Below are 25,832 nucleotides of genomic sequence, written 5' to 3' on the forward strand. Positions count from 1 at the left end.
TGGACCGGCGGGGCTGAGTTGACGCAGTGTTCGGCATTGAAGAGTCCTTGTTAGGGGTAAATCGAGATGAGGGCACGCGCTACCGCGAGCGGGCTCCGCAGGTTCCCCTCCTGCGGAACTCGCCACCGTACGCGTAGTGAGCGGTCTAATGTGTTCTCAAGTTTAAGTTTAACTTGAGACTTTGGGAAGGGGGACACGCCCACCATGTCTATGAAAAAGCCGCCGTGCTCAAGAGCACGGCGGCCACGCAGGAGATGATTACCAAGCGTTCATTACGTTAAGCACCTGCGGCTTGGAGCGTTCGAGTTGGTATCCGAACTGCTCCCAGTTGTGCAGGCCCTGTGCCGGGTAATTCGTCTGCAGGCGAACGCCCATTGCACGGGCCTTCAGCTCCCACAGGCGGGTGGTGCCGTTGGCAAAGCCTTCCAAGGCCACGCCGGCCGCGATGTGCTCCGGACGGTAGCGCTGCTGATCCACCGGCCCCGGGATGCCGGACGCGGCGGAGACATAAACGTCCGTTCCGTGCGCAGCCAGATCCGGGATCAGGTTGAACGGATCATTGCTGAAGCGCTTCGGGTTGATGATGGAACCGTACATGGCGTTGATGTTGAAGCCGCCGGCGTCGAGCAGCGCCAGGCGCATAAAGGTCTGAGCGCCCGGCAAGGTCGTGGTGAGGTAGCCGGAGTAGGACAGCGCCTGGCGGAACTGCTCCGGGTGCTTGCCAGCGAGGGTGATGGCAGCGGTAGCGCCCATGGACAGGCCGGCAACTGAGTTGTTGTTGCGGGCCACTCCGAAGTTGCCCTCCAGGTAGGCCGGCAGTTCCTGGGTCAGGAAGGTTTCCCACTGGTAGTTGACCGGCTTGACCAAGTCATAGGTGGCCGGGCCGTTCCAGTCCGCGTAGAAGGACGCTGCGCCACCCACCGGCATCACCAGGGTGATGTTGTGGTCTACATAGGTGCGCGCGGCGTTGACGTCATTGATCCAGGCATTGGTGGAATCGGTAGCGCGCAGGCCATCGAGCAGGTACAGACCTGCGTTGCCGCCGTTCTTAGCCGGCTGGATCTGCACTGGGATGTTGCGGCCCATTGCCTGGGACCACACGTCGCAGCGCTGTACCCAGTAGCCGACGCGGTCCCACTCGCAGGCACCGGTGGCGTCGCCACGCAGCCAGTCCCGGTTGGCGGCGGATGCTTCTTGCGTACCCGCGGTCACTACCAGACCCAAAGCCACAGCGATGACTGCCACCACTGAGAGGACCCGAGTCCGCAGGCCAGAGCTTAGTGAACTCATGTTTCTCCTTAACGTTTTTACTGCCACTACTACATCGCCAACACGCCAGCGATAGTTACAGATCAATAACAAGAATCTTGTTTAGCGTAACGCACCCTGGCAATTTTCGCCTACCCATGGGGGTGCTCCCCAGCTCACACCAAGCTAATGGACAGGATAATCGCTCGGGTCAGACGGCAACATGAGCGTGCGCCCCGAGGTCAGCGAGAAAGCTAGATTCGCGCGGAAGCGCTCCCACGTCAGGGGCGCGCTATAGGAAGCGATGAGTTCCTGCACTTCTGGGCTGTCCAGCGCGGCGCGCGCCTGGCGGGTCTTGTCCTTGTCATACCACGGCGGGAGATACTCGATGTCCGCGCCCGTGAGTGCTGCTTGCCATTCCAGCTCGAGGGATTTGTCGTGGCCCACGCGCCCGCCTTCCTCGCGGGGCATGCGCGCGGCCATCGGCGTGGCCAGACCGATCGTGTCAAGAACCCGGACATTGAGCGGCGCGTTCATCGACGTCATGCCCAAGTTCACCAAGTACACCGTCGGTGGCTCGTTCATTCCCGGCTCGCGCGGAACGGTGAGCCAGTTGAGCAGGTCCTTTTCTTTATCCTCCACATAGATGGTGGCCAGGGCATCTCCGCCAACGAGTTTCTCGCCGGCTTCTTCGTAGCCGCGCATGAACTTCATCCCCAAGTAATCCCGCGCCGAGCGCGGCGGGTGGCCCGCCTCGCGGTGGGTGGCATAGGTCCAGAAATCACGCTCATCCACGATGGACAGCGGCTTTTCATAGGCATCCCAATCCGTCGGATGCCCGCGCAGCACGATGATGAATGCCCACACCGCGCAGAAGGCCACCGCGAGCGAAGACACAAGACCCTTGAGCGGCAGCACGAAAACGGGGAGAAGGGCGGCGAAGAGCGGCAGCAGCAGCATACGTCCGTGCATGAAGTCACCGCCGACGCGCAGCACGTACAGCACGTGCACCGCCGCCGCCCCGACCATCAGGTAGGTCACGGTCGTGGCGCTGCGCAGCGCTGCCGGGCGCAGCTGGGCGCGGAAGGTCCACAACGCCGCACCCGCCAGCACGAGAACGGGCAGGTACAGGGCATAAGGCCCCACGAAATCCTTCAGGTAGTTCAGGCCGCTGCCCCACGCGCTTGACGACGCCGACTTGGCCACCGCCGTGTGCGGAGTCACCAGGCCGTAGTAGCCCATGCGGAAGAATTGGTAGCCCGCGGGGATGGGAAGGGCCGCGCCGAGGATGCCCAGCCACGCCTTCCAATTACGGTGTGCCGCCAAGAGCAGCAGGCCGGCCAGTCCGCCGTAGAGCGCGAACTCCGGGCGCACGAGCCAGGACAGCCCGGCCCACAGCGCTAGCCAGTAGGCGCTGGCGCTATCGCGGGACTGCACCCAGTGCTGCAGCAGCGCCCACAGGGCCGCGAGGTAGAAGATGGACAGGCCCCATTCGAGCCCGGAGGTGAAGAAGTCACGGGCCGGGGGCAGCGCGAGGTAGACCAGCGCACCCGCGGGAGCCACCAGCGGTGCGGCAAACTGGCCCGAGCGGAAGAAGGCGCGTGCCGTGGCCCACGCCCCTAGCACCATCGCCGCAACCGCCAGCACGAGGCCCAGGTTGACGGCGATGGATTCCAGCGGGGCGTTCGTTACCCACCGCACGAGGAGGATCAGGTATTGCCACAGCGTCGAGGTATTCGCCTCGACGCGCTCGCCCGCGTTGAAGACGGGCCCGTTTCCCTCCTCGAGGTTGCGCACAGTGCGCAGGACAATCAGGCCGTCGTCGGAGATCCAGCGGCGGGCGAATCCACCCCAAAACGAGAAAACTCCGATCACGATGACCGAGGCCAGCGCGCTGAGCGCGGCCGCGGTACGTGTATCGGATTTTCGCATGAGGAGAGAGTTTAGCACTTGCCTTGCCCTGTTCCCGATCGCCGCTGGCTAGCCCACCATTACCGGCATGATGTAGACCGCCATGGCGATGCATGCCAGCCACACCAGGGCCAGAATTTGAAGGACGCGGTCCTCCAAGGCGATCTCGTCTGGTGCACCGCCATTGCCGCGGTCCACATCGGCGGCATAGCGCAGGATGGCGATGGTGAACGGCACCATGGAGATTTGGTACCACACGCTGGCCGGCCCATCAGACTCGTTGGAGAGCTGGAAGCCCCACAGGGAGTAGGACATAACCACGGCAGTAGCCGCCAGCGTCCATACGAAGCGCAGGTAGGTGGGCGTGTAGCCCTCCAGGGATTTGCGGATCTTGGCGCCCGTGCGCTGGGCTAAAAGGATCTCCGAGTAGCGCTTACCCGAGGCCATGAACAAGGAGCCGAACGCGGCCACCAGCAGGAACCACTGGGAAAGCTCAATGCCCGCGGCCACGCCGCCGGCCATGGTGCGCAGCATGAAACCGGAGGACACCAGGGCGATGTCGATCACCGGCATGTGCTTCCACCCGAAGCAGTAGCCCAACTGCAGGCCAATGTAGATGGCCATGACGATGGCGAGCTGCAGACCGGCCGTGGCCAAGAAGGACAAGCCAATCGAGCCGATGATAAGCACGGCCGCCATGACATAGGCCAGGCCCACCGGAAGCACGCCCGCTGCGATCGGGCGGAAGCGCTTCGTTGGGTGCGCACGGTCAGCCTCCACATCGCGGGCATCGTTGATGAGGTAAATGGAGGACGCGCCCATGCAGAAGACGATGAAGGCGAGGAGGACGTCGAGTAGCACGCGCGAATGGAACAGCGAGTCCGCACCCGCGGCCGCAGGGGCGGCCAAGACCAGGACGTTCTTGACCCACTGCTTGGGGCGCAGGGCCTTGACCATGCCGTCGGCGAGGTTCTTCGGGGGCTTGCGCTTGCGGCCGGTATCGATGCCGGAGGTGTGCGGCTCAGAGTGGAAGACTCTCTGCTCACCGTCGTCGACGCGGTTTGGTCGTTCGCTCATGCGGTCTTCCTTTCATAGCGGTGACATGCTTCCGCGGTGGCGGCCCCCAGCAGGGCGCCGAACGCCGTATCGGATGGGTAATGTACCCCGAGCACCATACGCGAGGCCATCATGACCGGCACACCGACGAGCGGTGCCGGGGTTCCCATGACGTGCGCGGCACCCACGAGGAACGCCGTTGTGGACGTCGCGTGAGAAGAAGGAAACGACAGCTTAGACGGGGTTTTCACGCCCACCTTGACGTAGTCATAATCCGGGCGCTTGCGGCGCACAATGCGCTTGATCACAACGCTGGCCGCGTGCGCCGTAAAAGCGCCCACGCCAACAGCCACCCACTGGCGGCGGCGCGCCGGCTTCTGGTAATTCACGGCAGCACCCAGACCAGAGAGAGCCAGCCAGCCCAGGGCGTGCTCGCCGAAGTGGCTTAAGCCCCGCGCGGTGGGCAGAACGCCGGGGGCCTCGAAGGCCACGTCCTGAATCTTCTCGAGGACGTGGGATTCGGCGATAGACAGCTTATTGGGCATCGAAGACCTTTCGCCAGGACTCGCGGGAGGTCAGCTCCGGCAGGGCCGCGCGGTACTCGGCGCGCAGGTCATCGAAGTTCTCCTCGATTTCCTTGAGCAGCTCGCGGGTGGATTTCACCAGCTCGAGGGCCAGCTCTCGGTCGCGCTTGCGGAAGGCCACGCCGGTGCCGCCCGCGGTGGAGACGGTGGCGGAATCGACGCGGGAGAGCGTGAACCAGCGGGCCTCCTCCGGGGTGAGGTTGAGCTGCGGCGCCTCGTGATGGGCCGGGTCTTCCTTGGTAACCAGGTGCTTGGCAGACTTGATGAGCCACGGAATCTTCTTGATCTTGCCCAGGCGGCCGCCGATGTTGCGGGTGGGCACGCCCGGCGCGCCGGTGGGCGCGGGCAGCTGATCCGCCGACTCGATGATGACGGCGTCCGGGAATTCCTTGCGGATCGCCGCGATGCGCGGCAGCGAGGACTCCAGGATGTCGAAGAGCTGATCCGGGCCGGCCAGGAAGTCCTTCATGGCCTCCAGCTGGATGGCCATGGTGGAGTACTCCATGCACATGGTGTGCTTGAGGGTGGACTTGAAGATGGACTTGGTAATCCCGCGCGCATCGCCCTCGTGGTAAAGGGCCGCCACGATGAGGCGGTTGCGCAGGTGGAAGTAGGCCTGCCAGTCGATGGCATCGTCCTTATCCGCCCACGCCATGTGCCAGATGGCAGCGCCCGGCCAGGTCACCGTGGGGAAACCGTGGGCGGCGGCGCGCAGGGAATATTCGGTGTCATCCCACTTGATGAACAGCGGCAGCGGCTGCCCGATGCTCTCCGCGACGACGCGCGGGAAGAGGCACATCCACCAGCCGTTGTATTCCACGTCGACGCGGCGGTGCAGCGCGCGGGAGTCGTACTTCTTCGGGTCGAGGTGGGACTGGGCGTCACCGATGGCGCGCAGCGGGTACTTGGCAAAGTCGTGGTCGTAAACGGCGTGCTCGGCCGCGCCCCACATGAAGTCGGCGCGGTTGACGCGCTCGCCGGTGGTGCGCAGCTGGGAGCGCTCCTGCAGGTTGAGCATCTGGCCGCCCACGATGAAGGGCTTGGCGGCGTAGCGCGCTGCTTGGACCGCACGAAGGATGGAATCCGGCTCGATGGCGATGTCATCGTCCATGTAGAGGATGTAGGGCGAGTCGGTATTCTCCAGCGCCTCGAACATGATGCGGGAGTACCCACCCGAGCCGCCCAGGTTTCCCTGGCGGAACTCGCGGAAGCGCTCACCGAAGTGCGCCACCGCGTCGTCGTAGCCCGGCTCGTCCGCCGGGTGCTGGTTGCCCTGATCCGGCATAAGGACGTAGTCGATGATGCCGTCCACCACCGGGTCCTCTGCCAGCGCCTGCAGCGCCGCGACGGCATCGGTGGGGCGGTTGAAAGTCGGGATGCCCACGGCGACGCGCTTGTCCTGCGCCGGGTACTCACTGCCGTCCGGTAGGAGCTGCGGGTTCGGGGCGTGGGGGGCGCACCAGGAGGCGTCGGCAAGCACGGTGTCCTCAACGGCAGAGGCATCGAACCACAGCAGGCCGCCGTCCTCGAAGTTCTTCAGGGGCAGCTCAAACTCGTGGTGGCCGGTGGTCACCACGTGGTTGGCCACGGCGATGCGCTGGCCATCCTGCTTGGAACGGTAGAGGGAAATGTTGGCCTCGCCCTCGACGTCCATCACCAGCACGATGGACTTCAGCTGAGACCAGCGGCGCCAGTAGGCGGCCGGGAAGGCGTTGAAGTAGGTCTCGAAGGAGGCTTCCTCGCCGGCCGGGATGGTCACGGAGGTGCGGCCGCTCCAGCTGAGGCGCTCGCGGTTTTGCTCGGACTCGATGAGGTAGAGCATGCGGACGTCGACCGGCTCGCCACGCTTGGGCAGCAGGATGCGCTGTACGGGTTCGTACGCAGCAGATTTGTTGGCAGTCACGATATTTTCGGTTCTCCACACAGGTTTCGACAGTATTCAGGAACCAAGATTAGTGGTTTCGCACTCTTCAGCTGAGTTCCCACGCGGCTGAAAGCTAAGCCGAGAGGGGTGCATCCTCCGAGATGGGTTCGATGCCCAGACGGTTGAGCATGTAAAGCACGCGGGCGCCGAGGTCGTCAGCCAGCTCGCGGGTCTCCTCTACGGTTTCTGCCGTAGCGATATCCCAAATCTTGATGTCCTTGCCGACTTCGTCGCCTATGATTGCGGCGCCAAAAGGAAATCGACCTCGATGGTCACGAACTCGTGGCCGCAATTGTCAGAGGCTCAAGAGAGTGTCGAATCGGAGGGAGATTGAGAAAGTAGAGAACAATACTGACTAATTTTTCGCTAACTGACAACTATTAACTCTGTGCAATAAGAAGGATACTCCTCATAGCAACACATGATCAGAGTGTCTTTCTTCCTATTTCAGTCAGCTCAAAGAGTCGACTTTAGCGAACCTCTTCCCAACTGCTCCCCAAGTGAGATAAACGCCGGTACAAACAAGAAATGCTGCAAAAAGAACGCCAGCAAGGGAAAACGAAACCTTCAGAGAAATCCCCGCCATCACATGCCCCAATGAGGAACCAAGGATGGGCCTGACCCCCGACGTGTCTACTCTCCGGGGGTCAGGCCCCAAGCCCACCCGTGGAGTTCACAACCTATATAGGAACACGCCCCGACGAGGTGACGAGAATCCCCTCGTCGCTGTCGGACGGCGGTTTCCCGACCGGTGGCCCGGCCGCCGGCAAACCTCACCCGCGGCCGCCCGGGCCCTGTCCATGGCCAAGCCCAGTCTGGTGCCCCCGGCGCCAACGACTTCCGGTGCCACCCCGGGACGGTGAATTGCCCGTCATCCTCATTCCCGGGACCGGGTCGTCGAACAGCTCATCGGTACCGGTGCCTCGAACCACGGGCCCCGGGAGCACAGCGCAGCCGATCGCTTTGACGTCCACCCCGAGATGCGCCACGGATACTCCCGAAACGCCGGCAAAACGAACGCGCTTGCCTGGGAACAGCAGATCTCCGGTTCCATGCTGCTGAATGAGCTGACCATCGGCGACATCACTCGACCGAGCGTGCGGTACACCTTCCTGGGCACGCGGCACGACAATGCCGTGCTCCCCCACTAAAACTCCTTCGTGCGGGAACCCGGCGTCACCAACATCACCGTCCAAGACGTGTGCCCCGCCCACCGCACCGAGCACTACGGCTTCAATTACGCCCCTGTCGCCCAGGGCATCGTCGAGGACCCGCTGACCGGGACGGCGTGGCGGGACCACTGCACCGGTACCGGACCGGAGCGATAGTCCTCGACGGACGAGGATCAGGCGCCCGGGGAGCCTCCCGTCCGGCACGTCCACGACTCGGCGTAGCGGCCGCCCTTCGCCAGCAATTCATCGTGCGTGCCCCGTTCTGCGACCGTCCCGTCCTCCGAAAGCACGACGATGAGGTCGGCATCGCGGACGGTGTGCAGGCGATGGGCGACGACGATCACGGTGTGATCGCCGCGCAACGCTTCCATCGTGCCGACAATCGCCTGCTCAGTGGCCGCATCCAGCGAGGACGTTGGCTCGTCGAAAAGCACCACCGGGGAATCCTTCAGAAGCGCCCGGGCGATGGCGACGCGCTGCCGCTCGCCTCCCGACAGCAGCGTCCCCTCCTCCCCCACCGGGTTATCCCACCCGGAAGGCAGCAGCTCCACGATGCGGTCCACCCCGGATCGCCGGGCGGCCTCGCGCAAGCGGTCTCCGTCGCCGGGCTTGGAACCGAATCCGGGGTCGGCGAAGACCACGTTGTCCCGCACGGACGCGTCGAAGAGGAACGTCTCCTGGAACACCGGGGTCACCAGCGAGTTTACGCCGTCGGTGCCGATCCGAGGCAAGGGCACCCCGCCAATGAGGATCTCCCCCGAGTCCGGATCATGAAAACGCGACAGCAGCCGCATGACCGTCGTCTTGCCCGCCCCCGACGGTCCCACTACGGCAACCAGTGCTCCCTGAGGTGCACGGAAGCTGACGCCGTCGAGAACCTTCTTATCCCCGTACCCGAAGCTCACGCCGCGGAACTCCACGTCATGCCCGTCGGGCAGCTCCGGTGCGGCAGGCTCGGGAAGGGCGGGGATCGCCCGCAGGTCACGCAGCGCAGCCAACGTGTTGCGGCCCGCGCCGAAACCGCCGGACAACGCTCCCGCCGTGGTGATCGGTCCGGTGAACTGGACGACCACAATGAGCATCGGCGCCAAATGCGCCGGTGACATCCCGCCCGTCGCGGCGACCGCCACGGCGACGACCACCGCCGCCGTGAACACCGCATGGACGACCGAGCCCAACCGTCCGATGGCCGCGCCTTGCGTCGACGTCGCCTTCGCGAACGCATCGTGTTGGGCCTGGATCGCCTCATCCACCATCGCGTCCGCCGCCGAACCGTCGCCCGCGGCGCGAATCACCTGCTGGCCGCGGGTGAACTCGATCAGCCTGCCGGAGACGGCAGCTACGGCGTCAGCATGCGCTTCGTCCGACTCCCCGCCAACCCGGCCAATGGCCCGGTAGGCGAAGAAGAGCACCGGCGCCGACGCGACGAGAACCAACCCGACGCGCCAATCCACCGCCAGAATTCCGAGAGCGATGACGGTCGGCGCAACCACAGCAGCGATGACGGGCCTCAGGATCACGTGCGGCACGGACGCCGCGAACGCCATGCCCGAAGACGCCATCTCCGAAAAGCGGCCGGCCGTGGACTTGGTGACGTACCCGAGTGGCAACGTCAGCACGCGTTCGCCCAGGGAACGCAGCAGGGACGACAGCACCGCTGCGGAATTCGCCCTGCCGACCGTCCCCGCGGCGAGGGACAGCACCGCATGGGCGGCCGCGAGGCCGGCGATGACGCCGGTGAAACGCCACGCCGTCGCATCATCTCCCACGGCCAGAGCCGACAGCAGCGGCAGCAGCGCGACGAACGCCGCACCCTGTGCCAGCGCGGCAAGCGCGGCCAACGCAATGAGCCACGCCAGCGTCATCTTCGAGCGCCGATCCGTCATCGACCACAAGTCCCGGATCATCGGTTCCCTGCCTTTTCATCGTCTGCTTCAGTGCCCCGCGGGGCGGATGGTTCGTCGTCGAGCGCGAACGCGCGCCACAGATCCCGGTAGCGGCCACCGCGCGCAAGCAACTCGTCGTGGGTGCCCGCCTCCGCGACCGCTCCCCCATCGAGAACGAGGATGCGGTCGGCGTTGCGGATCGTGCTCAATCTGTGCGCAATCACGATCACCGTCCGCGAACGAGCCAAACGCTCGATTGCGGACTGAATGAGGGCCTCGGAAGCCGGATCCGCGTAAGCGGTTGCCTCGTCGAAGATGAGCACCGGCGCGTCCGTGACAATCGACCTCGCGATGGCCACGCGCTGCGCCTCACCACCGGAAAAGGTCACGTCGACGTTGACCACCGAATCCAGGCCCTTCGGCAGCGCCGCGATGACCGTATCGAGGTTCGCGAGCTTCGCGGCCGCCATGATTTCGCCGTCGGTGGCGTCTCTCCTGGCCAGCCGGATGTTCTCCCGCAAGGGCAGCGTGAGCAACTGCGGATCCTGGAACACCACCGACACCGTACGGTGCACGTCGCGCACGGCGATGTCGCGAAGATCGTCGCCGCCCAGCAGCACCGAGCCTTCGACAGGGTCGTGGAAACGCGCCAACAGCCTGGCGACGGTGGACTTTCCGGAACCGGAGGACCCCACCAGCGCCGTGAGGGTCCCCGGTTCGAACGTCGCGGACATCCCGTCGAGGACCCGCGGCCCATCCCCGTAGGAGAAGACCAGGTTCCGAACCTCGAGCGCGCCTCCGTGCACGGGCACCGGCTCGGCGGACTCGGTGATCGGCGGCGTGCCCAGCACCTCCGCGATGGACTTCAGGGCGGCGATCCCCGCGATGATGGGTTCGGAGTTCATAGCCACCCTCACGATCGCCGCGGAGAGTCCAAGGCCGAGAACCAGCCCGGCGACGAGCCCCTCCGGTTTGCCGCCCGCGGTGTCCCTCAAAGCGAGGCCGGCGCCGCACACCACTGCGAGGACCGTGATCGGGGACGTCACCACGTCGATGAGCCCGAGATAGATGTTCGACTGCCGGGACCAGGCGGACCACGCGCGGACGAACGACGACGCCGCGGCATCGTAGCGGCCCGCGCCCTGGTTGGCGCGTCCGAAGGACTTCATCACAGGGATGCCGCGCACCAACTCGATGACCGCAGCCGTCACTTTTTCAGAGGCTCGCTCGTAGTCGCGCTGAAGATCGGCTCCGCGCGAAATCATCATGCCCATCAGGGCGAAGGTGACCAGCACTGGGACGACCGCCACCGCCGCGATCCGCCAATCGACCGCGACGAGCGCGATGAGGGAAAGCAGGGGAACCAGCACCGCCACCACGGTCTCGCCGACGGTGTGGCCCATGAGCTGGTGGACGGCCGCGACGTCCTTCTCAACCGACCCGATGATCCCCGACGAGCGCCGGGCGTCCAGCCAGCCCAGCGGCAGCTTCCGGATATGGGCAACCAACCGGCGCCGGAGGTGGAGCTGCAGGTCGTTATCCGCCCGGTGCGAGAGCATGCCGGCGGCGCCGTCTGCAGCCATTCGCACCGTCGCGGCGACGACGATGACAGCCACGGCCAACCACGTCCGATGCACCGGGGCCTCCGGGTACGTCATCGCGATGTCGATGATGCCGACCAGCGAAGCGACGGTAGCCACCGACGACAGGACGGACAACGCGACCACCGCACGCATCCGGGTCCGGATCGGGGCGAGCAGCGACCACGGGCCGACGGTCCCGTCCACGGCGCTCACTTCCCCGCCTCCCCGATCACGCTTTTCTTCGCGAGAGTGCAGAAATACACCATGCCGGCGCGTGAGGCTCCGTCCAGCTTCAGCCCGTTGGCTTCGGCGAGGTCCTCGAGCTCGCTGCCCCGGAACACCCGGTGGCCCATCTTCGCCATGACGGCCATGTCGACCCGCTCGTTCACGTCGGGATCCTCGACGAACGTCTGCACGTAAGCGATGCCGCCGTCGGCGAGCAGCCCGGAGACCCTGCCGAGCGCGGCTCCCGCATCCTTCATTTGGTGGAGCGCGCCGCACACCCAGATTTCACAGGCCCCGCCGGGCTCTCCCGCGAGCGGCGTGAGGATGTCGGCAACGTGGAATTCCGTCCGGGCCCCGAGCCCGTCGGCGGCGGCGCGTTCGCGGGCGATGCGGATCGCATTGGGCGACAGGTCGTAGCCGACGATGTTCGCCCTGCGATAGCGAGACTCAGCGGCGAGCGTGCGGGCGAGCCACCCGGTTCCGCAACCGAGGTCGAGGACCCGGGCCGGCGCATCCGGCCCGGGATCCAGCGCACGGAGCTTCCGGTACACGGCGGCGGCGTCCATCGGTTCGCGCGCATAGCGGCTTAGGAACCTCGGCTCGACCTTGTCCTCGTAGGCCGCGAGGAGCCTGCGGTTGTTCTGGACGATCTGGGCGATCGACTTCATCTGGTTCTGTCTCCGGGTGTGTGGGCCGCGTCCACGCGGCGGTTTCGGGTTAGATGCTCGGATTCGCGGGCCGTCATGCAGACTCCCCCGGCCTCGTTTTCACGGCGATGCCCCACGCCGCGAGCACGGCGATACCAAAGAACCAGGCCGCGCAGACCACCAGACCCGCAGCCCCGGTGCCGTTGACGGCCTCGCCGGCCGCGGATACGGGGGTGTGCCCGGCGATTCCGCGCAGGAGGGGACGGAAGTGGTCGGCGGGCATGAGCACCGTGTTGACGAACATCGCAACGATGATTAACGGGATGAGGGCCACGGAGCCCTGGGGGCTGGTGATGGAGAACGCGATGTACGTGCCGGTGCATGCGGCCGCCGCGGCAACCATCGCGCCGGTCACCGCGATCCTCCACCACCAGGACGCCTCAGGGGGGCTGTCGGAAAGCAAGGCGGCCACCGCCGCGACGACGACCGACATCGCCATGATCCGGATGAACTCAGCGATGATCCGTGCGACCGGCACGGCCGCGTACGGCGCCGGCATGGTGATCAACCGCTCGTGGAGGCCATTGCTGCGTTCAACGAACACAGTGGACGATCCCGTGATGGCCAAGATGAACGCCCACGTCGTCACGACCAGGATGACCGCGTTCGGGAGTTCGAACTCTCCGGTGAGCTGCCTGACCAGGCTACCGAACATGCGGTTGACGATGAACAGGTACACGAGCGGAGCAATGAACGTCATGAACCAGAAGTCGGGGCGCCGCAGCCAAATGTGGGCAATGCGCCGCAGATGCACGAAGATGGGGCCGATCATGATTCGCTCCTCGAGGTGAACCGGCGGATGAACAAGACGATTCCGGCGACCGCCGCGACACCGAGCCACAGGGCTGCCTCTTCCCCGGCACTATCCGGGAAGGCATCCGGGGACGCCGCCCTGATCACCTCGATGATCGGCGAAAACGGCATGTGACGTACGACGTCGCGCAGGGAGCCGTCCAAAGCGGTCGCCGGAATGAACGCGGTGGAGAACATGAGCAGCAGCATTTCCAGCGCCTGGATCGATGAGGCTGTCGACACCGGGGCGGGCACCATCAGGATCACCCCGTCCGTGACCAGGGACAGGACCGCGGCGGCGAGCAGTGACCACAGGACTGTCCACGCGACGTCACCGAGAGCCATGTCGAGGCCGCAGGACCACGCGACGACCAGCAGCGCCGCGATCGACGCGGACATCCGCAGCACATCGGTGGCGAGCCTGCCGGCGACATAGCCGCCTGTGGCCCCGGGCAGCACGCGCACGCGGTCAACGAGCCCGGATTCGACGTCCTGTCCCACCGCCATCGCCGACGCCGCGGCGGTGAACATCGCCGCCTGGAACAGGCAGCCGCCGAGCACGAAACGCAGGTACCCGAAGCCGGATTGCCCTGCCGAGTACCCAAACACCGCGTACAGGCACAGCAGGAAGAGGGGAGGAACGACGAACATGGAGATCAGCGACGCGGTGTTGCGTCGCAACAGCAGCAGATCCCGACGGAGGAACGCCGCGACCGACGTCGCACTCATCGCGCCGCACCCCCTGCGTTCATCGATATGAATACCTCGTTGAGGGTGGGTGGCGACACGCTCAGCGAATCCGGCAACGCTTCCGAGGCCTCCATCGCCTGCGCCACCGCCTCGAGGACCTGCGGTCCGGGGTCGACGTCGAGGGACACCGACTTCCCCGCGACGCGGACGCCGTCCAGGCACGTTCGTCCGAGGCAGCGGGCGAACGCCTCCGCCTCGGCGGTGGTGGCAAAGGACACGCGGAGCACGTGCGACCCGAAGTCGCGGCGCAATTCCTCCGGCGTTCCGCTGGCGACGATGCGGCGGTCCTTGAGCAGATGGACGTGGTCTGCCAGCGCCTCCGCCTCTTCCAGGTACTGGGTGGTCAGCACCAGGGTCATTCCGTCGTCCCGCAGTTGCCGGATGAAGCCCCACAGCTCTTCGCGGCTGACCGGGTCCAGCCCCGTCGTGGGTTCGTCGAGGAACAGCAGCCTGGGCACGACGCACAGCGACGCGGCGATGTCGAGACGGCGCCGCATGCCACCCGAATAGGCCGACGCCAACGTCGAAGCACTGTCTGCGAGCGAGAATTGCGCGAGCAGTTCCGTCGCGCGGGCGGCCGCGTCGGCGCGGTCGAGTCCGCGCAGCCGCCCGAAGAACTCCAGGTTCTCCCGGCCGGTGAGGTTCTCGTCGATCGCCGCGAATTGGCCGGTGGTGGCAATGTCGGCGCGCACGCCCGCCGGATCCTCTTTCACATCGCGCGAGAAGATGCTCACCTCGCCGGAGTCTGCGGTAATGAGCGTCGACAGGATTCGGATGAGGGTGGTCTTGCCTGCGCCGTTGTGGCCGAGGAACGACACGATCGACCCGGCGGGCACGGTGAAACTCACGCCGTCGAGCACATGCTTGCGTATCCGGGCGCCGCGCTTTCCCTTGCGCCCGCCGTCCGGCGGAGCACCTGCCCCGCCTTCGGGCGCGGTGCCGGCTTTGCCCGCAATCGGGTAGCTCTTCGTGAGGTCGCGGACGACGATCGCCGCACCCCGTTCAGCTTGATCTGTCATCGTTTCTCCTTTTCTTTGGTGTCGCAGTGGGCCGCTGCCGGCAGTGGCCCCGTGGTCGGGTTGTCATGCGGCGTTTCGATATGGATGCCCGCATCGCGGGCGAAGGCGAGGACCGGTTCGAGGAGCCGGGGGTGGCCGACGAGATCCCGGCACCCCGGCGCGACCGGCTTCCCCGCGACCGACGCAACGGTGGCGGCAGCAATCGCCGCGGTCATTTTGTAGGAACCTGGGCCGGTCGCCCGGACTACGGTCGTCTCGGCCGCCGGCCCCGCATCGCCCGCGCCGGCGTAGACGCAGCCCCAGAACGCCCGGATGAGCCCGCGGTTCTCCGAAACTTGGAAGATCACGCGATCGCCGGGGCCGATGCCGGCTTCAGCCAACCGAGTCGCAGCCGCCACCGCCTCCGCATGGACCCGGCCGTACGGGACGAGGACGTCCCGCCGATTCTCGACGAAGGTGATCCCCTTCTTCGTCTCATCGGCCTTGTCCCGAAGCACGTCGCTGATGGTCCGGATCGTGTTCACTGGTACCTCTTTCGGTTGTCGGCGCCATGCCGGTGCCGGGCGGACCGGGCCCGCATGGCGCGACCCGGAGGATGTGTCTGAAGGGTTGAAGCAACTGGGTGGGGCGCGTCTCCGTACAGGCTCGGAAACGCTCGCGGGCTCGGGGCCCGCCGGTTCCGGGTGCCCGTCAAGTCACTGCGGACACCAGGGCGGCAACGAAGGCCGCGGCGGACGCTGCGGCCGCGAAACCGTCACGCACTCGCCAGGGGTGATCGGTGCGGAAGGTACGCCGCGGATGGCGGCCGAAGTTGCGCATCGCCAGGGTCAGGGACAGCTTTTCGGCGCCGCGCACGGCGCTGACGAACAAGGGGAAGGCGATGCGCGCGGGCGTCGTCGCGCGAATGAAACCGGAGCGGAAAAACTGCCCTGGTTGCATCGAGCGCAATCTAATCGCCCATGTCAGCTGGGGGATTTCGCTGCGCAGGAACGCCGCGATGCTCACCCCGGAAATCGCTATGGTGCACCATGTGTAGGGCACCCGGAGGCGTTGCACCATGGCGTCGAAGAGCTCCTCGACGCGCATGCACGCGGAGACCAGGACCGTCCCCGCGAACACGGCCGTCAGCAGCAGTCCGTGATGGATGCCGTGGCGGACGGCCTCCGCCGTATCCCCACCTCCGTAGAACTCGGAGCGCCACCCGAGCAGGCCGAAGAACACCCCGATCAACAGGACGAGGAGGACCTTCCCCGCCGTCGCCCGAACGTCGCGTTCCGCGATCGCAGCGAGTGCGAGGAACGCGACCCCCGTCAGAGCGAGAACGGCGTCTCCGCCGGAGAGCAGCCCGGCGACGAGGACGAGCATCACCGCCGCGACAATCGTGATGGCGTTCAACCCCGCGCGCCTTCGAGCGGCGGATCCACCGGTCCAGGGGCTTTCGTCCAAGGACGTCCGTGCGCCGGCCGCGGGCAGTGCGCGATCCCGCCGGGACGACTCCGGGGAAGCCGGCACGTCGGCTGCGGGACCGGACCAGGCGACCTTCCCTTCGGCGACGATGCTCGCCCGATCCGCCCACGTTCGCGCAGCACGGCGGTCGTGGCACGTGAACACAACGGTTCCGCCGGCCCCTGCGTATTCCGCTAGGGCATCCAGTACGATGCGCGAGCTCGGCGAATCCAGATGCGCCAACGGCTCGTCGAGAAGCAGCAAACGGCGATTGGCCGCCACCGCCAGGAAGATGCCCAACCGTCTTTTCTGTCCGCCCGACAGGACGAACGGCGAGACGGGGTCAAGTGCCCGGGGGCACAAGGCTTCCCGCAGTTTCCACAGCTCATCGGCGCCGAGTGGTCCGTGCGGGTCCGTGCCGGCCAGCGCGGAGTCGATTTCCGCGGCGACGGTCGCGCGGGTGAACTGGTGCTCGGGGTTCTGGAACGCCAACGACGCGAAGGCGTCGGGGACGCGCCGGGCGGACGCGCCGTCAATCCGGAGGTCCGCTCCCGCCTTCATCTGGCCCGACAGCACCGCCAGCAAGGTGGACTTACCGACTCCGTTGGCACCGACTAGGGCATGAATCTCGCCCCGTTCCAGTGTCAGATCGGCCCCGTTCAGGATCCGCTCCCTGCCCCGGGCCACATGGGCTCCGGTCAAGGCCAGCAGTGGAACGGCGTCCGCCTCCGATTCCGGATCGGCGCCATCCCCGGCTCCCCGGGGCCTTCGCCGCCGGTCCGGACTGAGACGGTCCGGTGCCCCCGTGCCCGGCGTACTGGCGTCCGGCGCTCCGGCGGTCGCGGCCGACGTCGCAATGCCCTTCACCGCGATACCCTCCGGCGCTCCGTGCGCGGCGACGCTCCCGTCCGCATCGAGGATTGTCACCGTGTCGACCCACCCGTCGAACGGACGGAGGTCGTGCTCGATGAGCAGGATGACGCGCCCCGGGGCCCGCAAATCACGGATGGCGGCGAACAGCGCCCGCCGACCGTCCTCGTCGACGTGGGCGGCGGGCTCGTCGAAGATCATGACCTCCGGCGCCCTGGCCACCGCACCAGCGATGGCCATCCGCTGGCGTTGCCCGCCCGACAAAGCCCACGGATCCTTCTCCGCGAGCTCTGACAGCCCGAGCTCCGATAGAGCCTCGGCTGATCGCTTGGCGACGATACCGGCTTCCACGAGGGAAAACTCGAGGGCCATGGCCACGTCATCGACGACTCGGAGCGTGAGCACCTGCGTCGCCGGGTCTTGCCCGACGAAGGTGACCCGGTCCCCGTCCACGGGGCGTTCGGTGCCGTCGGCATCGACGATGTGCACGAATCCGGCATGGTCGATGGGGATGTGCGAGGGAATCAGTCCAGCGATGAGGTGGGCCAGGCTTGTCTTTCCGCATCCCACGGGTCCCGTGATGGCGTTGATCGTGCCGAAATCGAAGGAGAGATCCACCATGTCGGGTGCCCATCGCCCATCGGCGTGCCGCACGCCCGCGCCCCTAACCCGTAACCGGGCCGGGGCCGTCCCGCGTGTCGCACCGGCGCACGCGGGTGCTCCGCCGGTCACCGGGTGACCCCGCGGCTGCGAAGCCCCTTTGCGACGGCAAAGCCCAGGACCAAAAACACCAAGCTCGAGGCCAAGGCTACGGCGAAGCTGATCAGGGTCATGGGCGTGGTCGGCGAGTCGACGCCAACTGCGCGCGGGGCCATCGTTCCCATCAGCGCGGAGAACAACATCGCCGACGCCACGAACTGGGTACGCGTCCACCGCCGGTACAGGGTGACCATGAATGGAAGCTCGATGAGCAATCCTTCCATGATCAGCGCCCCGATCGCGGCGACGCCGAACGGGGTGGTCGCCGCGGACACGACGCCCATGGCAAGGCACGCAATGAGGCTCGCGCCAGGCTTGCGGACGACGATGAGGGGAACGACGCACTGCAGGAACCACAACCCGAGCGTCGCCGCGACGAGATAAACGTGGGCGATGCCGGCGAACACCTGCAGGTAGGTCAGGGGCACGACGACGAGAGACCCCGCGACGCCGATCGCGGCGGCGACGAGCATATCGCGGGTGGATGGTCGGCCACCCGCTGCGACCGGTGCGACGTGTACCAACCGCCCGTCGTCCGTCTGCGACGCCACCGCGTCGCCGTCGCCCGTCCCGTCCGGGCCCGCGTCCCCGACTCCCCCTCCGGAGAGGGGTTCTCTGGTCGATCCACGTTTTCTGTTCATCGTCGCCGCCTCGCTTCCGTTGCCGATTCCCGATCGGAACATAACTTGAAACAGTATTAGGTTAGGCAATCCTTATCAACTTATGCCAGACTCGAATTATTGACTTTGCCCCCGCTTCCCCCCATTACGTTGTTAGCAGTTCCACCTCAGGGCACCGAAGATTCATAGCCTGTCCACCCGATTGGGCTGGTTATGTTTATTTCCGGTCCCTCCGTCTGAAAGGACAGTGGAACTAGTCGCTGGCTTCGGTATGGCTTGTTCCCGCCCCTGTCTGAAAATGATCCGGGGGTGATGCCGCCGAAGACAGTGACATCCTCAAACTGCTAATAGGAACCCGACCCAGCCCAGGTGGTATGAGGTCTCACAGTAATGTGGATGCCAGCGCAAGCATGTCCGACAACCCCAGCGATGAAGCTTAAATAGTCCAACTTCTCATTCATCACTAGGAGGCATACACCCATGGCCTATGACTTCGTCATTGGCGTAGACGTCGGCAAATACTTCCACCACGCCTGCGTCCTCGATCCCCAAGGCAGGCAAGTCCTGTCCAAACGCATCAATCAGCATGAAGGCTCGCTACGCAAGCTCTTCGGCCAATTCCTCGCCGACAACGCCTCGGTCCTTGTTATTCCCAACAACATCGGCCGGTTGACCGTCGCAGTCGCCCAAGACATGGGGGCAGATGTTCGCCATCTACCAGGGCTTGCGATGCGGCAGCTCTCTCGCATCCACGTCGGCAACTCCAAGACCGATGTACGCGACGCCTACGTCATCGCCCATGCCGGTCTTAACCTTCCAGATTCCCTGCGCAGTGTCGACCGCGTTGAGGAAGTCTTTATCCAGCTGATTTAGGCCGTGACAGCGGCATCCTCCGAGATGGGCTCGATTCCCAGGCGGTTGAGCATGTAGAGCACGCGGGCGCCGAGGTCATCGGCCAGCTCGCGGGTCTCCTCCACGGTCTCGGCGGTGGCGATGTCCCAAATCTTGATGTCCTTGCCGGCCTCGTCGCGCGGGATCTCGCGGCCCAAGTACACGATGTAATCCGGGATGGTCACCAGACGCAGGTCCTCGAGGTAGCGGTCCGGGTGCTCCGCCATGCCGCGCTCTTGGAGCACGTGGGCCATGTGGGAGTCGGGGTCGTTTTCGGGGTGGGCTACGGCGGCGTCGACAAGCAGGGCCTCGCCGGCGTACTTCTTCGTCAGCGCTACGGCAGCCTGCGCCAGCGCGTGGTCAGCTCCTGCGGCGAAACGCACGTGGATGCGGTGGGTGCCGAAGTGCTCGCGGACCTCGCGCTCCACCATCACGGGGATGAACTCTTCTAAGGTTGCGCCGGCCTCGTGGCGCTCAATGGTGGCGTCGAGGAAGGAATCAATCTCCTGCGCGGTGTACTCGTGGCCATAATCTGCGTGCAAGTCTTGGCGCAACGTATCGAAACGGCGGGCATTCGGGGAAGTCATCTCTAAACTCACTTTCTGTTCGCCTATTGTTAACCTGCTGTTAACTTTAATCAATCGTTGAGCGTCCGACAAGTTTTATGTGCGGCGTCCCGGCCCCGTGCGCTGGCGAAACCTCCCAAAGAAAGGCCAAAGGCCTGCCGGGTGTTCCGGCAGGCCTTCCTGGATTGTTCCTTCTTCTTATCGGGAATGCGCGTTGCGCGACTGCGCAGCTTGAGGTGTTCCTCGAGCCGCTCCGGGGACATCTTCCACATGCTGCGGTCTGCACGCTTCTTCTTGCGCTGGGCCATGCCGTCACCTCCTTCCATCGAGGTGTCTCAGCATAGCGCGCCACGGGGACTAACCCGTACAGGCCGCACGCGGCTTAGTGGCCGCGCTCCTGTTCCAGGGCCTTGCCCTCATTCCAGAACGGGGCCAGCTTGTTATCGAACATGCTCAGCGCGGACGCGATGGCCATGTGCATGTCCAGGTACTGGTAGGTGCCCAGGCGGCCACCAAAAAGAACCTGGTTCTCGCGGGCCTCAGCGGCGGCGAGCTTGCGGTAGGCCTCCAGCTTGGAGCGGTCCTCCGGGGTGTTAATCGGGTAGTACGGCTCATCGCCCTTCTCGGCAAAGCGCGAGTACTCCTTCATAATCACCGTCTTGTCCTTGGGGTACTTATCGGCGCGCTCCGGATGGAAGTGGCGGAACTCGTGGATGCGGGTGTAGTCCACGTCCGCATCGTTGTAGTTCATCACCGGGGTGCCCTGGAAGTCACCGGTCTCCAGCACCTCTAGGTCGAAGTCCAGCGTGCGCCAGCCCAGCTCACCCTCGGCGAAGTCGAAGTAGCGATCCAGTGGGCCGGTGTAGACCACCGGCGCGCTTGGCGACGCCCCCCGCACCTCCTCGCGCACGTCGAACCAGTCGGTGCCCAGACGGACGTCGATAAGCTCGTGCTCCGCCATCTTCTCCAGCCAGGCCGCGTAGCCGTCGACGGGCAGGCCCTCGTAGGTGTCGTTGAAGTAGCGGTTGTTGAAGGTATAGCGCACCGGCAGGCGCGTGATGTTGCCGGCCGGCAGCTCCTTCGGGTCGGTCTGCCACTGCTTGGCCGTGTAATCACGGATGAAAGCCTCGTAGAGCGGGCGGCCAATGAGCGCGATGGCCTTCTCCTCCAGGTTCTGCGCCTCATCTACGGCGAACTCGCCGGCCTGCTCCTTGATGAGCTCGCGCGCCTCATCCGGGGAGTAGTAGCGGCCGAAGAACTGGTTAATCAGACCCAGGCCCATGGGGAACTGGTAGGCCGTGCCGTCGTGCATGGCGAAGACGCGGTGCTGGTAGTCGGTGAAGTCGGTGAACTGGTTGCAGTACTCCCACACGCGCTTGTTCGAGGTGTGGAAGAGGTGCGCGCCGTACTTGTGGACCTCGATGCCGGTCTCCGGCTCGGCCTCCGAGTAGGCGTTGCCGCCCAGGTGCTCGCGGCGCTCGACGATGAGCACCTTCTTGCCCAGCTGGGAGGCTGCGCGCTCGGCCACGGTCAGGCCAAAGAATCCAGATCCAACAACGATGAGGTCATATGCAGTCATGGCCACCAGCTTAAGGCAGCAACACGTGCAAAACGGCGGGTGACACCCAAGCGAGGAAACTCGCGTGTCACACCTTCTTTCACTCCAACACCTGACGTAACATCTGTCCCGTTAGTTAACTTTTTGCGCTTCTCTTAACCTTGTGGCGCCACCATCCTAGGGAGTAACAGTGCACCTCAAACGTCGTCTTGTTCCCGCGAAATCGACGTGGTCAACGCCGGTTATCGCCACGGTCACCTCGATCGCTGTGGTCGCTGCCGCAGCCGTGGGCGGCCAACCCCTCATCCAGACCCAGGAAGCGGGCAGCGGCCCCATCGAAGTGAGCTCGGCCTCCGAAACCTTCGGCTCTGGCGAAACGGTCGTCGTGGATGACCCGGCCATCGCAGCCCAGGGCGAGGGCGAAGGCCCGCGCGCCGTCAAGCAATTCCACCGCGATGAGACCTTCTCCTCCTTCGCCGTCACGTGGAAGGGCACGCGCGATGTCGCGGCCTTCGTCCGCGCGAAGCAACCGGACGGGTCCTGGTCCGAGTGGTACGACATGGACTCGATGTCCTACAACAACGATGACCCCAATGCCACGAACGGCACCGAGCTCATCTTCGTGGGCGATACCAACGACGTGCAGGTCTCCATCAACAACGTGGACCTGGTGACCGGGTCGAACTTGGATGAGAAACTCACCGAGTCCCCCGTTGAGGACGCCGCGCTTGACGACGCCCCCTTCAACGTCGGCGACATCGCCCCCGTTGCCGAGACCGAAGAGCTTCCGGCAAACAGCGACGTCGAAGGCCTCGAGGCTGTCTTCATGGACGGCAACGCCCAAGAGGGCGAGGGCATTGAGCCGACCGCTGAGGCCGATGGCATGCCGCGCGTGGTCTCCCGCGCCGGTTGGGGCGCCGACGAGAGCATCCGGTGCAAGGATGCCGACTATGACGACGGCGTGAAGGCTATCGCGCTGCACCACACCGCGGGTTCCAACAATTACACCCGTGCGCAGGCGGCCGCGCAGGTGCGCGCCGCGTACAAGTACCATGCGCAGAGCCTGGGATGGTGCGATATCGGATACAACGCGCTGGTGGATAAGTACGGCACCATTTACGAGGGCCGCTACGGCGGGCTCGATGAGGCCGTGCAGGGCGCCCACATCGGCGGCTTCAACCGAAACACGTGGGGCATTTCCATGATCGGCAACTACGAGCAGGCCCAGCCGACGGAAGCCTTGCTGGAGTCCGTCACCGACCTCGCCGGCTGGAAGGGCGCGATTTCCGGCGTCGATCCGTCCTCCCGCGTTTCACTCCGCTCGGAGGGCTACGGCGGCTCGCGCTACCCGGCGGGTGCTTCAGCCCCCGTCTATGGCCTCTTCGGCCACAGCGATGTGCACTACACCGCGTGCCCGGGGCAATACACCATTGCCCAATGGCCGAAGATCCGCGCGGCGGCGCACAAGAAGTACATGGCCATCAAGTCGGGCGCGTCTGGTTCAACGTCGACGGACTGGGACAGCGAGGATACGACCACACCAGACACCCCTGACTCCACGCCGAGCACGGCTGCGCCGTCTGCCCCCGCACCGGCCCAGGAGGCAACATCCTCGCTGGGCGATACTGAAATCCCGATGAGCACCGTAACAGCACTGGTAGGCCTGGCCGGCACGCTCTTCGCCATCATGTATGCCCGCTCGGACCAGCAGATTGACACGGACCAGACCGTCAACGGGCTGCCGGTGGAGCAGATCCCGGGCATCGTGACCAAGGTGCTGTCCTTGAGCAAGAACGAGGGCTTGAAGGAAACGTGGACGGCGGTCCTTAACGCCTTCGGCCCAGCGCTGGGATTGGCTGTGGGCGGGCCGGATGAGTCGGCCGGCATCATCTACCAGCTCTTTCAGAACGGCATCGTCCTAGGCTCTGAGGACACTGGTACGCACGCACTCGTGGGACGCATCGCCAAGGAATGGGCGTCCGGCGACAACGCGGCGACGCTCGGCTTGCCGACGTCCAACGAAGTCCCCACCGGCCTCGGCAAGGAAGTCCGCGTGCAGTTCCAGGGCGGTTCCATTGTCTACAACCCGGAGACTGAGCAGATTCAGGTGTTCACGGACTAACCCCAAAGCACCCCAAGTCTAAGCGGGATCGCCGATGTAGCGGGAGCCACCTGATGGCTTCCGCTTCGGCATTTATTTGGGCTTGGGGTTTAGGTATCCGGGAGGGCTGAACCTAAAAAGTCCCCTGTGGTCTGCTGCTTCAATGCTGCCTGTGCCGCTTGGTATGCCGGCTGCGAAGTAATCGGCTCCGCCCAGGGTGGTACATACCCCACCCCGCCCCGCAACCTAAAGACATAGCCGGCACCAGTCGGCTTATCCGGGTCATCATCATTGATGCCATTGTGATAAGCACACAACATCGTCAGATTCGGCGGATCCGTCGCCCCACCCGCCTGCCACGGCACTAAATGATGCACCTGGCAATAATCCGCCGGCTTATTACACCCCTCACGCGCACACGTCGGATGCTCCGCACTCGCCATTAACCGCTGCTCAAACCCAGCCAAACGCCGCACACGATGCAACCACACCGGCCCTATAGTCGGATGCACCAAAGTCACATACCCAACCTCAGCAAACTTATAGGTCACAAACTCCCGGCCCGTCATCCGCCCACCGTTGGTAAGCACGAGCTCAATATCATCGCCCTCACCCCGCACAATCTGGTCCAACTCATCCAACGTAACCACCACATTGGTCGCCACCGCAGGCTTCGAACCCCCATGCGCCTGGTTAAAGAACACCTGACCTGCCGCATCCAACAAATCAGCCGGATTAATCGACTCCAAAGTCCCACGCATCTCACTAATGCGCAAGGCTGAATCAGTAATCGTCAACGAATGCGGCCCCACCTTCCGGTACGTCAAGCGCACCCCAGGTTCAGGCACCCGCCGCGGCCGCAACTGCTTCAAGCGTTCCTTCGCTACCTTTGGGATTTGGTGTGCTGGAGTCCCTGCCAACCTGACACGCAGATTCCACGCATCCAACTCCTTTTTCACCTTGGCGGTATACGCCTCAATCAAGCTCAACGACGCCACATCATGTCCTTGGGCAACCGCAGCCGCACGCGCTTGGCGCTGCTTGCCCGTAAAACGCGTCGACCCAAAATACACACGATGCAGCCCAGCCAACTCCACCGCATCAGCCAATGAAGCGCCACGCGCGCGTAAATCATCCACACTGCCTACCGCAAGCCCCACAAGATCCAACCCCGAACTGCGGTAGGAGAAATAAGTCTCCAAATCCCCCATGCGACAAAGACTAAAACACCACCACACACCCCGCAACCGGAGATATCAGAACCAGCGCTCGAGGACCTTTGCCACACCTGCTTGATGGTGCGGCAGCGTCACTGCATCTGCAGCGGCCACGACATCCGGATGCGCATTCTCCATGGCAACACCGCACCCGGCCCACTCAAGCATCTCGATATCGTTGGGCATATCACCAAAGGCGATGATGTCTTCGCGGGCGATACCGTGATGCTCGGCCAGCCACTTCACTCCGCGGCGCTTCGTCACGTTGGGGGCCGCAACCTCTAGAACGCCCTCGGACATCGAGTAGGTCACGTGAGCAAGCTCGGAATCAATGTGCGGCGCGATGAGTTCGTAGAGTTCCGGCGCCGAGAACGCGGTATTACGAATCAACAGCTTGACCGCCGGTCGAGACACCAACTCCCCCACGCTCACCAGCCCGAAGCCCTCAAAGAGCGCGTTCTCTGAATAGTGCGATTCCACCACGAAGAGTTCCTCAACTGGGTCCAAGACCGAGCCTCCCGCGCGCTCCGCCCCGAAGCCAACCCCGCCATGCGGCTCGAGCACCTTTGCAGCGACCTTCACGGTTTCTGCGAGAGCCTCAGGCGAAAGCTCGTGGGCGGAGAGAACGCGGTCCTCCGCCGAGTCATAAATCACCGCACCATTTGATGTCACGCAGACTGGGCGCACGGTCAGCTGCTCGAGCACGGGCATGATCCACCGGAAGGGGCGCCCAGTTGCCAGCGCAAACTCGCTGCCCGCAGCGACCGCACGGGCCACAGCTTCGCGGTTTCGCTTGGGCACCCGGTGGTTTCGGTCCAACAAAGTACCGTCGATATCACTGATGATGAGGCGCGGAGCGTGGTCCGAGAATACTTCATTGGCCATAGCCCCGAGTCTACGTCAGGTTGAGACACGCGACGGCACGGATAAGCGCCCAACGACGAAAG

Annotated in this window: 22 protein-coding genes and 2 pseudogenes; 3 read left to right on the top strand and 21 right to left on the bottom strand. The window is 64.9% G+C overall.

Translation table 11 applies throughout. The features are described 5' to 3' along the window. Nucleotides 1-258: 258 nt before the first annotated feature. The 7 genes and pseudogenes from HMPREF2822_RS08745 to HMPREF2822_RS13505 all read right to left on the bottom strand — a co-directional run bounded on the left by HMPREF2822_RS08745 (nt 259) and on the right by HMPREF2822_RS13505 (nt 7,871). Nucleotides 259-1,290: an alpha/beta hydrolase gene (locus tag HMPREF2822_RS08745; RefSeq protein WP_070523806.1), complete on the bottom strand. Its 1,032-nt coding sequence runs from the start codon at nt 1,288-1,290 to the stop codon at nt 259-261. 144 nt (nt 1,291-1,434) lie between these two features. After that, nucleotides 1,435-3,180 (bottom strand): arabinofuranosyltransferase AftB family protein, encoded by a 1,746-nt coding sequence (locus HMPREF2822_RS08750; protein ID WP_070523808.1) that lies wholly within the window; start codon nt 3,178-3,180, stop codon nt 1,435-1,437. 48 nt (nt 3,181-3,228) lie between these two features. Further along, nucleotides 3,229-4,236: a decaprenyl-phosphate phosphoribosyltransferase gene (locus tag HMPREF2822_RS08755; RefSeq protein WP_070523811.1), complete on the bottom strand. Its 1,008-nt coding sequence runs from the start codon at nt 4,234-4,236 to the stop codon at nt 3,229-3,231. After that, entirely contained in the window at nt 4,233-4,760 is a 528-nt protein-coding gene (locus HMPREF2822_RS08760) for a phosphatase PAP2 family protein (protein WP_070523814.1), read from the bottom strand. Before HMPREF2822_RS08760 ends, HMPREF2822_RS08755 begins: the two co-directional genes overlap by 4 nt. Next, entirely contained in the window at nt 4,750-6,702 is a 1,953-nt protein-coding gene (locus HMPREF2822_RS08765) for a glycosyltransferase (protein ID WP_070523817.1), read from the bottom strand. Before HMPREF2822_RS08765 ends, HMPREF2822_RS08760 begins: the two co-directional genes overlap by 11 nt. A 94-nt stretch (nt 6,703-6,796) precedes the next feature. Next, nucleotides 6,797-6,955 (bottom strand): annotated as a pseudogene (locus HMPREF2822_RS08770) (protein tyrosine phosphatase); the annotation flags it as partial. A gap of 541 nt (nt 6,956-7,496) precedes the next feature. After that, nucleotides 7,497-7,871: a hypothetical protein gene (locus tag HMPREF2822_RS13505; protein WP_141746424.1), complete on the bottom strand. Its 375-nt coding sequence runs from the start codon at nt 7,869-7,871 to the stop codon at nt 7,497-7,499. Nucleotides 7,872-7,883: 12 nt separating this feature from the next. Here HMPREF2822_RS13505 and HMPREF2822_RS13350 point away from each other — a divergent pair, with 12 nt between their 5' ends. Further along, on the top strand, nt 7,884-8,051 hold the full coding sequence (locus tag HMPREF2822_RS13350) for a hypothetical protein (RefSeq protein WP_154736589.1): 168 nt from the start codon (nt 7,884-7,886) through the stop codon (nt 8,049-8,051). 17 nt (nt 8,052-8,068) lie between these two features. Here the strand turns inward: HMPREF2822_RS13350 and HMPREF2822_RS08780 are convergent, their stop codons facing one another. The 9 genes from HMPREF2822_RS08780 to HMPREF2822_RS08820 all read right to left on the bottom strand — a co-directional run bounded on the left by HMPREF2822_RS08780 (nt 8,069) and on the right by HMPREF2822_RS08820 (nt 18,405). Then, nucleotides 8,069-9,802, bottom strand: coding sequence for an ABC transporter ATP-binding protein (locus HMPREF2822_RS08780; protein WP_070517736.1), 1,734 nt, complete (start codon nt 9,800-9,802; stop codon nt 8,069-8,071). Continuing rightward, nucleotides 9,799-11,577 (bottom strand): ABC transporter ATP-binding protein, encoded by a 1,779-nt coding sequence (locus tag HMPREF2822_RS08785; protein WP_070523820.1) that lies wholly within the window; start codon nt 11,575-11,577, stop codon nt 9,799-9,801. The genes HMPREF2822_RS08780 and HMPREF2822_RS08785 overlap by 4 nt, the downstream gene beginning before the upstream one ends. After that, a complete protein-coding gene (locus tag HMPREF2822_RS08790; RefSeq protein WP_070523823.1) occupies nt 11,574-12,257 on the bottom strand; it encodes a class I SAM-dependent methyltransferase in 684 nt (227 codons plus the stop codon). The genes HMPREF2822_RS08785 and HMPREF2822_RS08790 overlap by 4 nt, the downstream gene beginning before the upstream one ends. Nucleotides 12,258-12,330: 73 nt before the next feature. Further along, nucleotides 12,331-13,068 carry an ABC transporter permease gene (locus HMPREF2822_RS08795; RefSeq protein WP_070523826.1) on the bottom strand — a complete coding sequence of 246 codons (738 nt, stop codon included), beginning with the start codon at nt 13,066-13,068 and terminating at the stop codon, nt 12,331-12,333. After that, entirely contained in the window at nt 13,065-13,817 is a 753-nt protein-coding gene (locus HMPREF2822_RS08800) for an ABC transporter permease (RefSeq protein ID WP_070517740.1), read from the bottom strand. The genes HMPREF2822_RS08795 and HMPREF2822_RS08800 overlap by 4 nt, the downstream gene beginning before the upstream one ends. Then, nucleotides 13,814-14,857 (bottom strand): ABC transporter ATP-binding protein, encoded by a 1,044-nt coding sequence (locus HMPREF2822_RS08805; RefSeq protein ID WP_070523828.1) that lies wholly within the window; start codon nt 14,855-14,857, stop codon nt 13,814-13,816. The genes HMPREF2822_RS08800 and HMPREF2822_RS08805 overlap by 4 nt, the downstream gene beginning before the upstream one ends. Next, a complete protein-coding gene (locus tag HMPREF2822_RS13700; protein WP_232745441.1) occupies nt 14,854-15,381 on the bottom strand; it encodes a hypothetical protein in 528 nt (175 codons plus the stop codon). Before HMPREF2822_RS13700 ends, HMPREF2822_RS08805 begins: the two co-directional genes overlap by 4 nt. Nucleotides 15,382-15,547: 166 nt before the next feature. Continuing rightward, entirely contained in the window at nt 15,548-17,794 is a 2,247-nt protein-coding gene (locus HMPREF2822_RS08815) for an ATP-binding cassette domain-containing protein (protein ID WP_232755647.1), read from the bottom strand. 107 nt (nt 17,795-17,901) lie between these two features. After that, nucleotides 17,902-18,405 (bottom strand): ECF transporter S component, encoded by a 504-nt coding sequence (locus tag HMPREF2822_RS08820; RefSeq protein WP_230307979.1) that lies wholly within the window; start codon nt 18,403-18,405, stop codon nt 17,902-17,904. 627 nt (nt 18,406-19,032) lie between these two features. Between HMPREF2822_RS08820 and HMPREF2822_RS08825 the strand changes: the two are divergent. Further along, nucleotides 19,033-19,419, top strand: a pseudogene (locus HMPREF2822_RS08825) (IS110 family transposase); the annotation flags it as partial. A 2-nt stretch (nt 19,420-19,421) separates the two neighbouring features. Here the strand turns inward: HMPREF2822_RS08825 and HMPREF2822_RS08830 are convergent. The 3 genes from HMPREF2822_RS08830 to glf all read right to left on the bottom strand — a co-directional run bounded on the left by HMPREF2822_RS08830 (nt 19,422) and on the right by glf (nt 21,588). Beyond that, on the bottom strand, nt 19,422-20,030 hold the full coding sequence (locus HMPREF2822_RS08830) for a three-helix bundle dimerization domain-containing protein (RefSeq protein ID WP_046647606.1): 609 nt from the start codon (nt 20,028-20,030) through the stop codon (nt 19,422-19,424). Between the two features lie 50 nt (nt 20,031-20,080). Further along, nucleotides 20,081-20,317 (bottom strand): hypothetical protein, encoded by a 237-nt coding sequence (locus tag HMPREF2822_RS08835; RefSeq protein ID WP_046647607.1) that lies wholly within the window; start codon nt 20,315-20,317, stop codon nt 20,081-20,083. Nucleotides 20,318-20,391: 74 nt separating this feature from the next. Beyond that, nucleotides 20,392-21,588 (bottom strand): UDP-galactopyranose mutase, encoded by a 1,197-nt coding sequence (glf, locus tag HMPREF2822_RS08840; protein WP_046647608.1) that lies wholly within the window; start codon nt 21,586-21,588, stop codon nt 20,392-20,394. A gap of 169 nt (nt 21,589-21,757) precedes the next feature. On the opposite strand from glf, the gene HMPREF2822_RS08845 reads away from it, so the two are divergent. Further along, nucleotides 21,758-23,689 carry an N-acetylmuramoyl-L-alanine amidase gene (locus HMPREF2822_RS08845; RefSeq protein ID WP_070523834.1) on the top strand — a complete coding sequence of 644 codons (1,932 nt, stop codon included), beginning with the start codon at nt 21,758-21,760 and terminating at the stop codon, nt 23,687-23,689. Nucleotides 23,690-23,778: 89 nt separating this feature from the next. Here HMPREF2822_RS08845 and HMPREF2822_RS08850 read toward each other — a convergent pair whose 3' ends face one another. Both HMPREF2822_RS08850 and HMPREF2822_RS08855 read right to left on the bottom strand, forming a co-directional pair. Further along, the gene (locus tag HMPREF2822_RS08850) at nt 23,779-24,879 is read right to left on the bottom strand and encodes an HNH endonuclease signature motif containing protein (protein ID WP_070523838.1); all 1,101 of its coding nucleotides are present in this window, start codon (nt 24,877-24,879) and stop codon (nt 23,779-23,781) included. A gap of 45 nt (nt 24,880-24,924) precedes the next feature. Then, on the bottom strand, nt 24,925-25,770 hold the full coding sequence (locus HMPREF2822_RS08855; RefSeq protein ID WP_070523840.1) for a Cof-type HAD-IIB family hydrolase: 846 nt from the start codon (nt 25,768-25,770) through the stop codon (nt 24,925-24,927). Nucleotides 25,771-25,832: the final 62 nt, after the last annotated feature.

The organism is Corynebacterium sp. HMSC062E11, assembly GCF_001811845.1.
In the GTDB taxonomy this organism is placed as follows: Bacteria; Actinomycetota; Actinomycetes; order Mycobacteriales; family Mycobacteriaceae; genus Corynebacterium; species Corynebacterium hesseae.

Excerpts from the sequence above, each read along its gene's own strand:
- HMPREF2822_RS08745 (WP_070523806.1), bottom strand. The coding sequence starts at position 1,290 with ATGAGTTCACTAAGCTCTGGCCTGCGGACTCGGGTCCTCTCAGTGGTG.
- HMPREF2822_RS08750 (WP_070523808.1), bottom strand. The coding sequence starts at position 3,180 with ATGCGAAAATCCGATACACGTACCGCGGCCGCGCTCAGCGCGCTGGCC.
- HMPREF2822_RS08755 (WP_070523811.1), bottom strand. The coding sequence starts at position 4,236 with ATGAGCGAACGACCAAACCGCGTCGACGACGGTGAGCAGAGAGTCTTC.
- HMPREF2822_RS08760 (WP_070523814.1), bottom strand. The coding sequence starts at position 4,760 with ATGCCCAATAAGCTGTCTATCGCCGAATCCCACGTCCTCGAGAAGATT.
- HMPREF2822_RS08780 (WP_070517736.1), bottom strand. The coding sequence starts at position 9,802 with ATGATCCGGGACTTGTGGTCGATGACGGATCGGCGCTCGAAGATGACG.
- HMPREF2822_RS08790 (WP_070523823.1), bottom strand. The coding sequence starts at position 12,257 with ATGAAGTCGATCGCCCAGATCGTCCAGAACAACCGCAGGCTCCTCGCG.
- HMPREF2822_RS08795 (WP_070523826.1), bottom strand. The coding sequence starts at position 13,068 with ATGATCGGCCCCATCTTCGTGCATCTGCGGCGCATTGCCCACATTTGG.
- HMPREF2822_RS08800 (WP_070517740.1), bottom strand. The coding sequence starts at position 13,817 with ATGAGTGCGACGTCGGTCGCGGCGTTCCTCCGTCGGGATCTGCTGCTG.
- HMPREF2822_RS08805 (WP_070523828.1), bottom strand. The coding sequence starts at position 14,857 with ATGACAGATCAAGCTGAACGGGGTGCGGCGATCGTCGTCCGCGACCTC.
- HMPREF2822_RS08815 (WP_232755647.1), bottom strand. The coding sequence starts at position 17,794 with ATGGTGGATCTCTCCTTCGATTTCGGCACGATCAACGCCATCACGGGA.
- HMPREF2822_RS08820 (WP_230307979.1), bottom strand. The coding sequence starts at position 18,405 with ATGCTCGTCGCCGCCGCGATCGGCGTCGCGGGGTCTCTCGTCGTCGTG.
- HMPREF2822_RS08830 (WP_046647606.1), bottom strand. The coding sequence starts at position 20,030 with ATGACTTCCCCGAATGCCCGCCGTTTCGATACGTTGCGCCAAGACTTG.
- HMPREF2822_RS08835 (WP_046647607.1), bottom strand. The coding sequence starts at position 20,317 with ATGGCCCAGCGCAAGAAGAAGCGTGCAGACCGCAGCATGTGGAAGATG.
- glf (WP_046647608.1), bottom strand. The coding sequence starts at position 21,588 with ATGACTGCATATGACCTCATCGTTGTTGGATCTGGATTCTTTGGCCTG.
- HMPREF2822_RS08850 (WP_070523838.1), bottom strand. The coding sequence starts at position 24,879 with ATGGGGGATTTGGAGACTTATTTCTCCTACCGCAGTTCGGGGTTGGAT.
- HMPREF2822_RS08855 (WP_070523840.1), bottom strand. The coding sequence starts at position 25,770 with ATGGCCAATGAAGTATTCTCGGACCACGCTCCGCGCCTCATCATCAGT.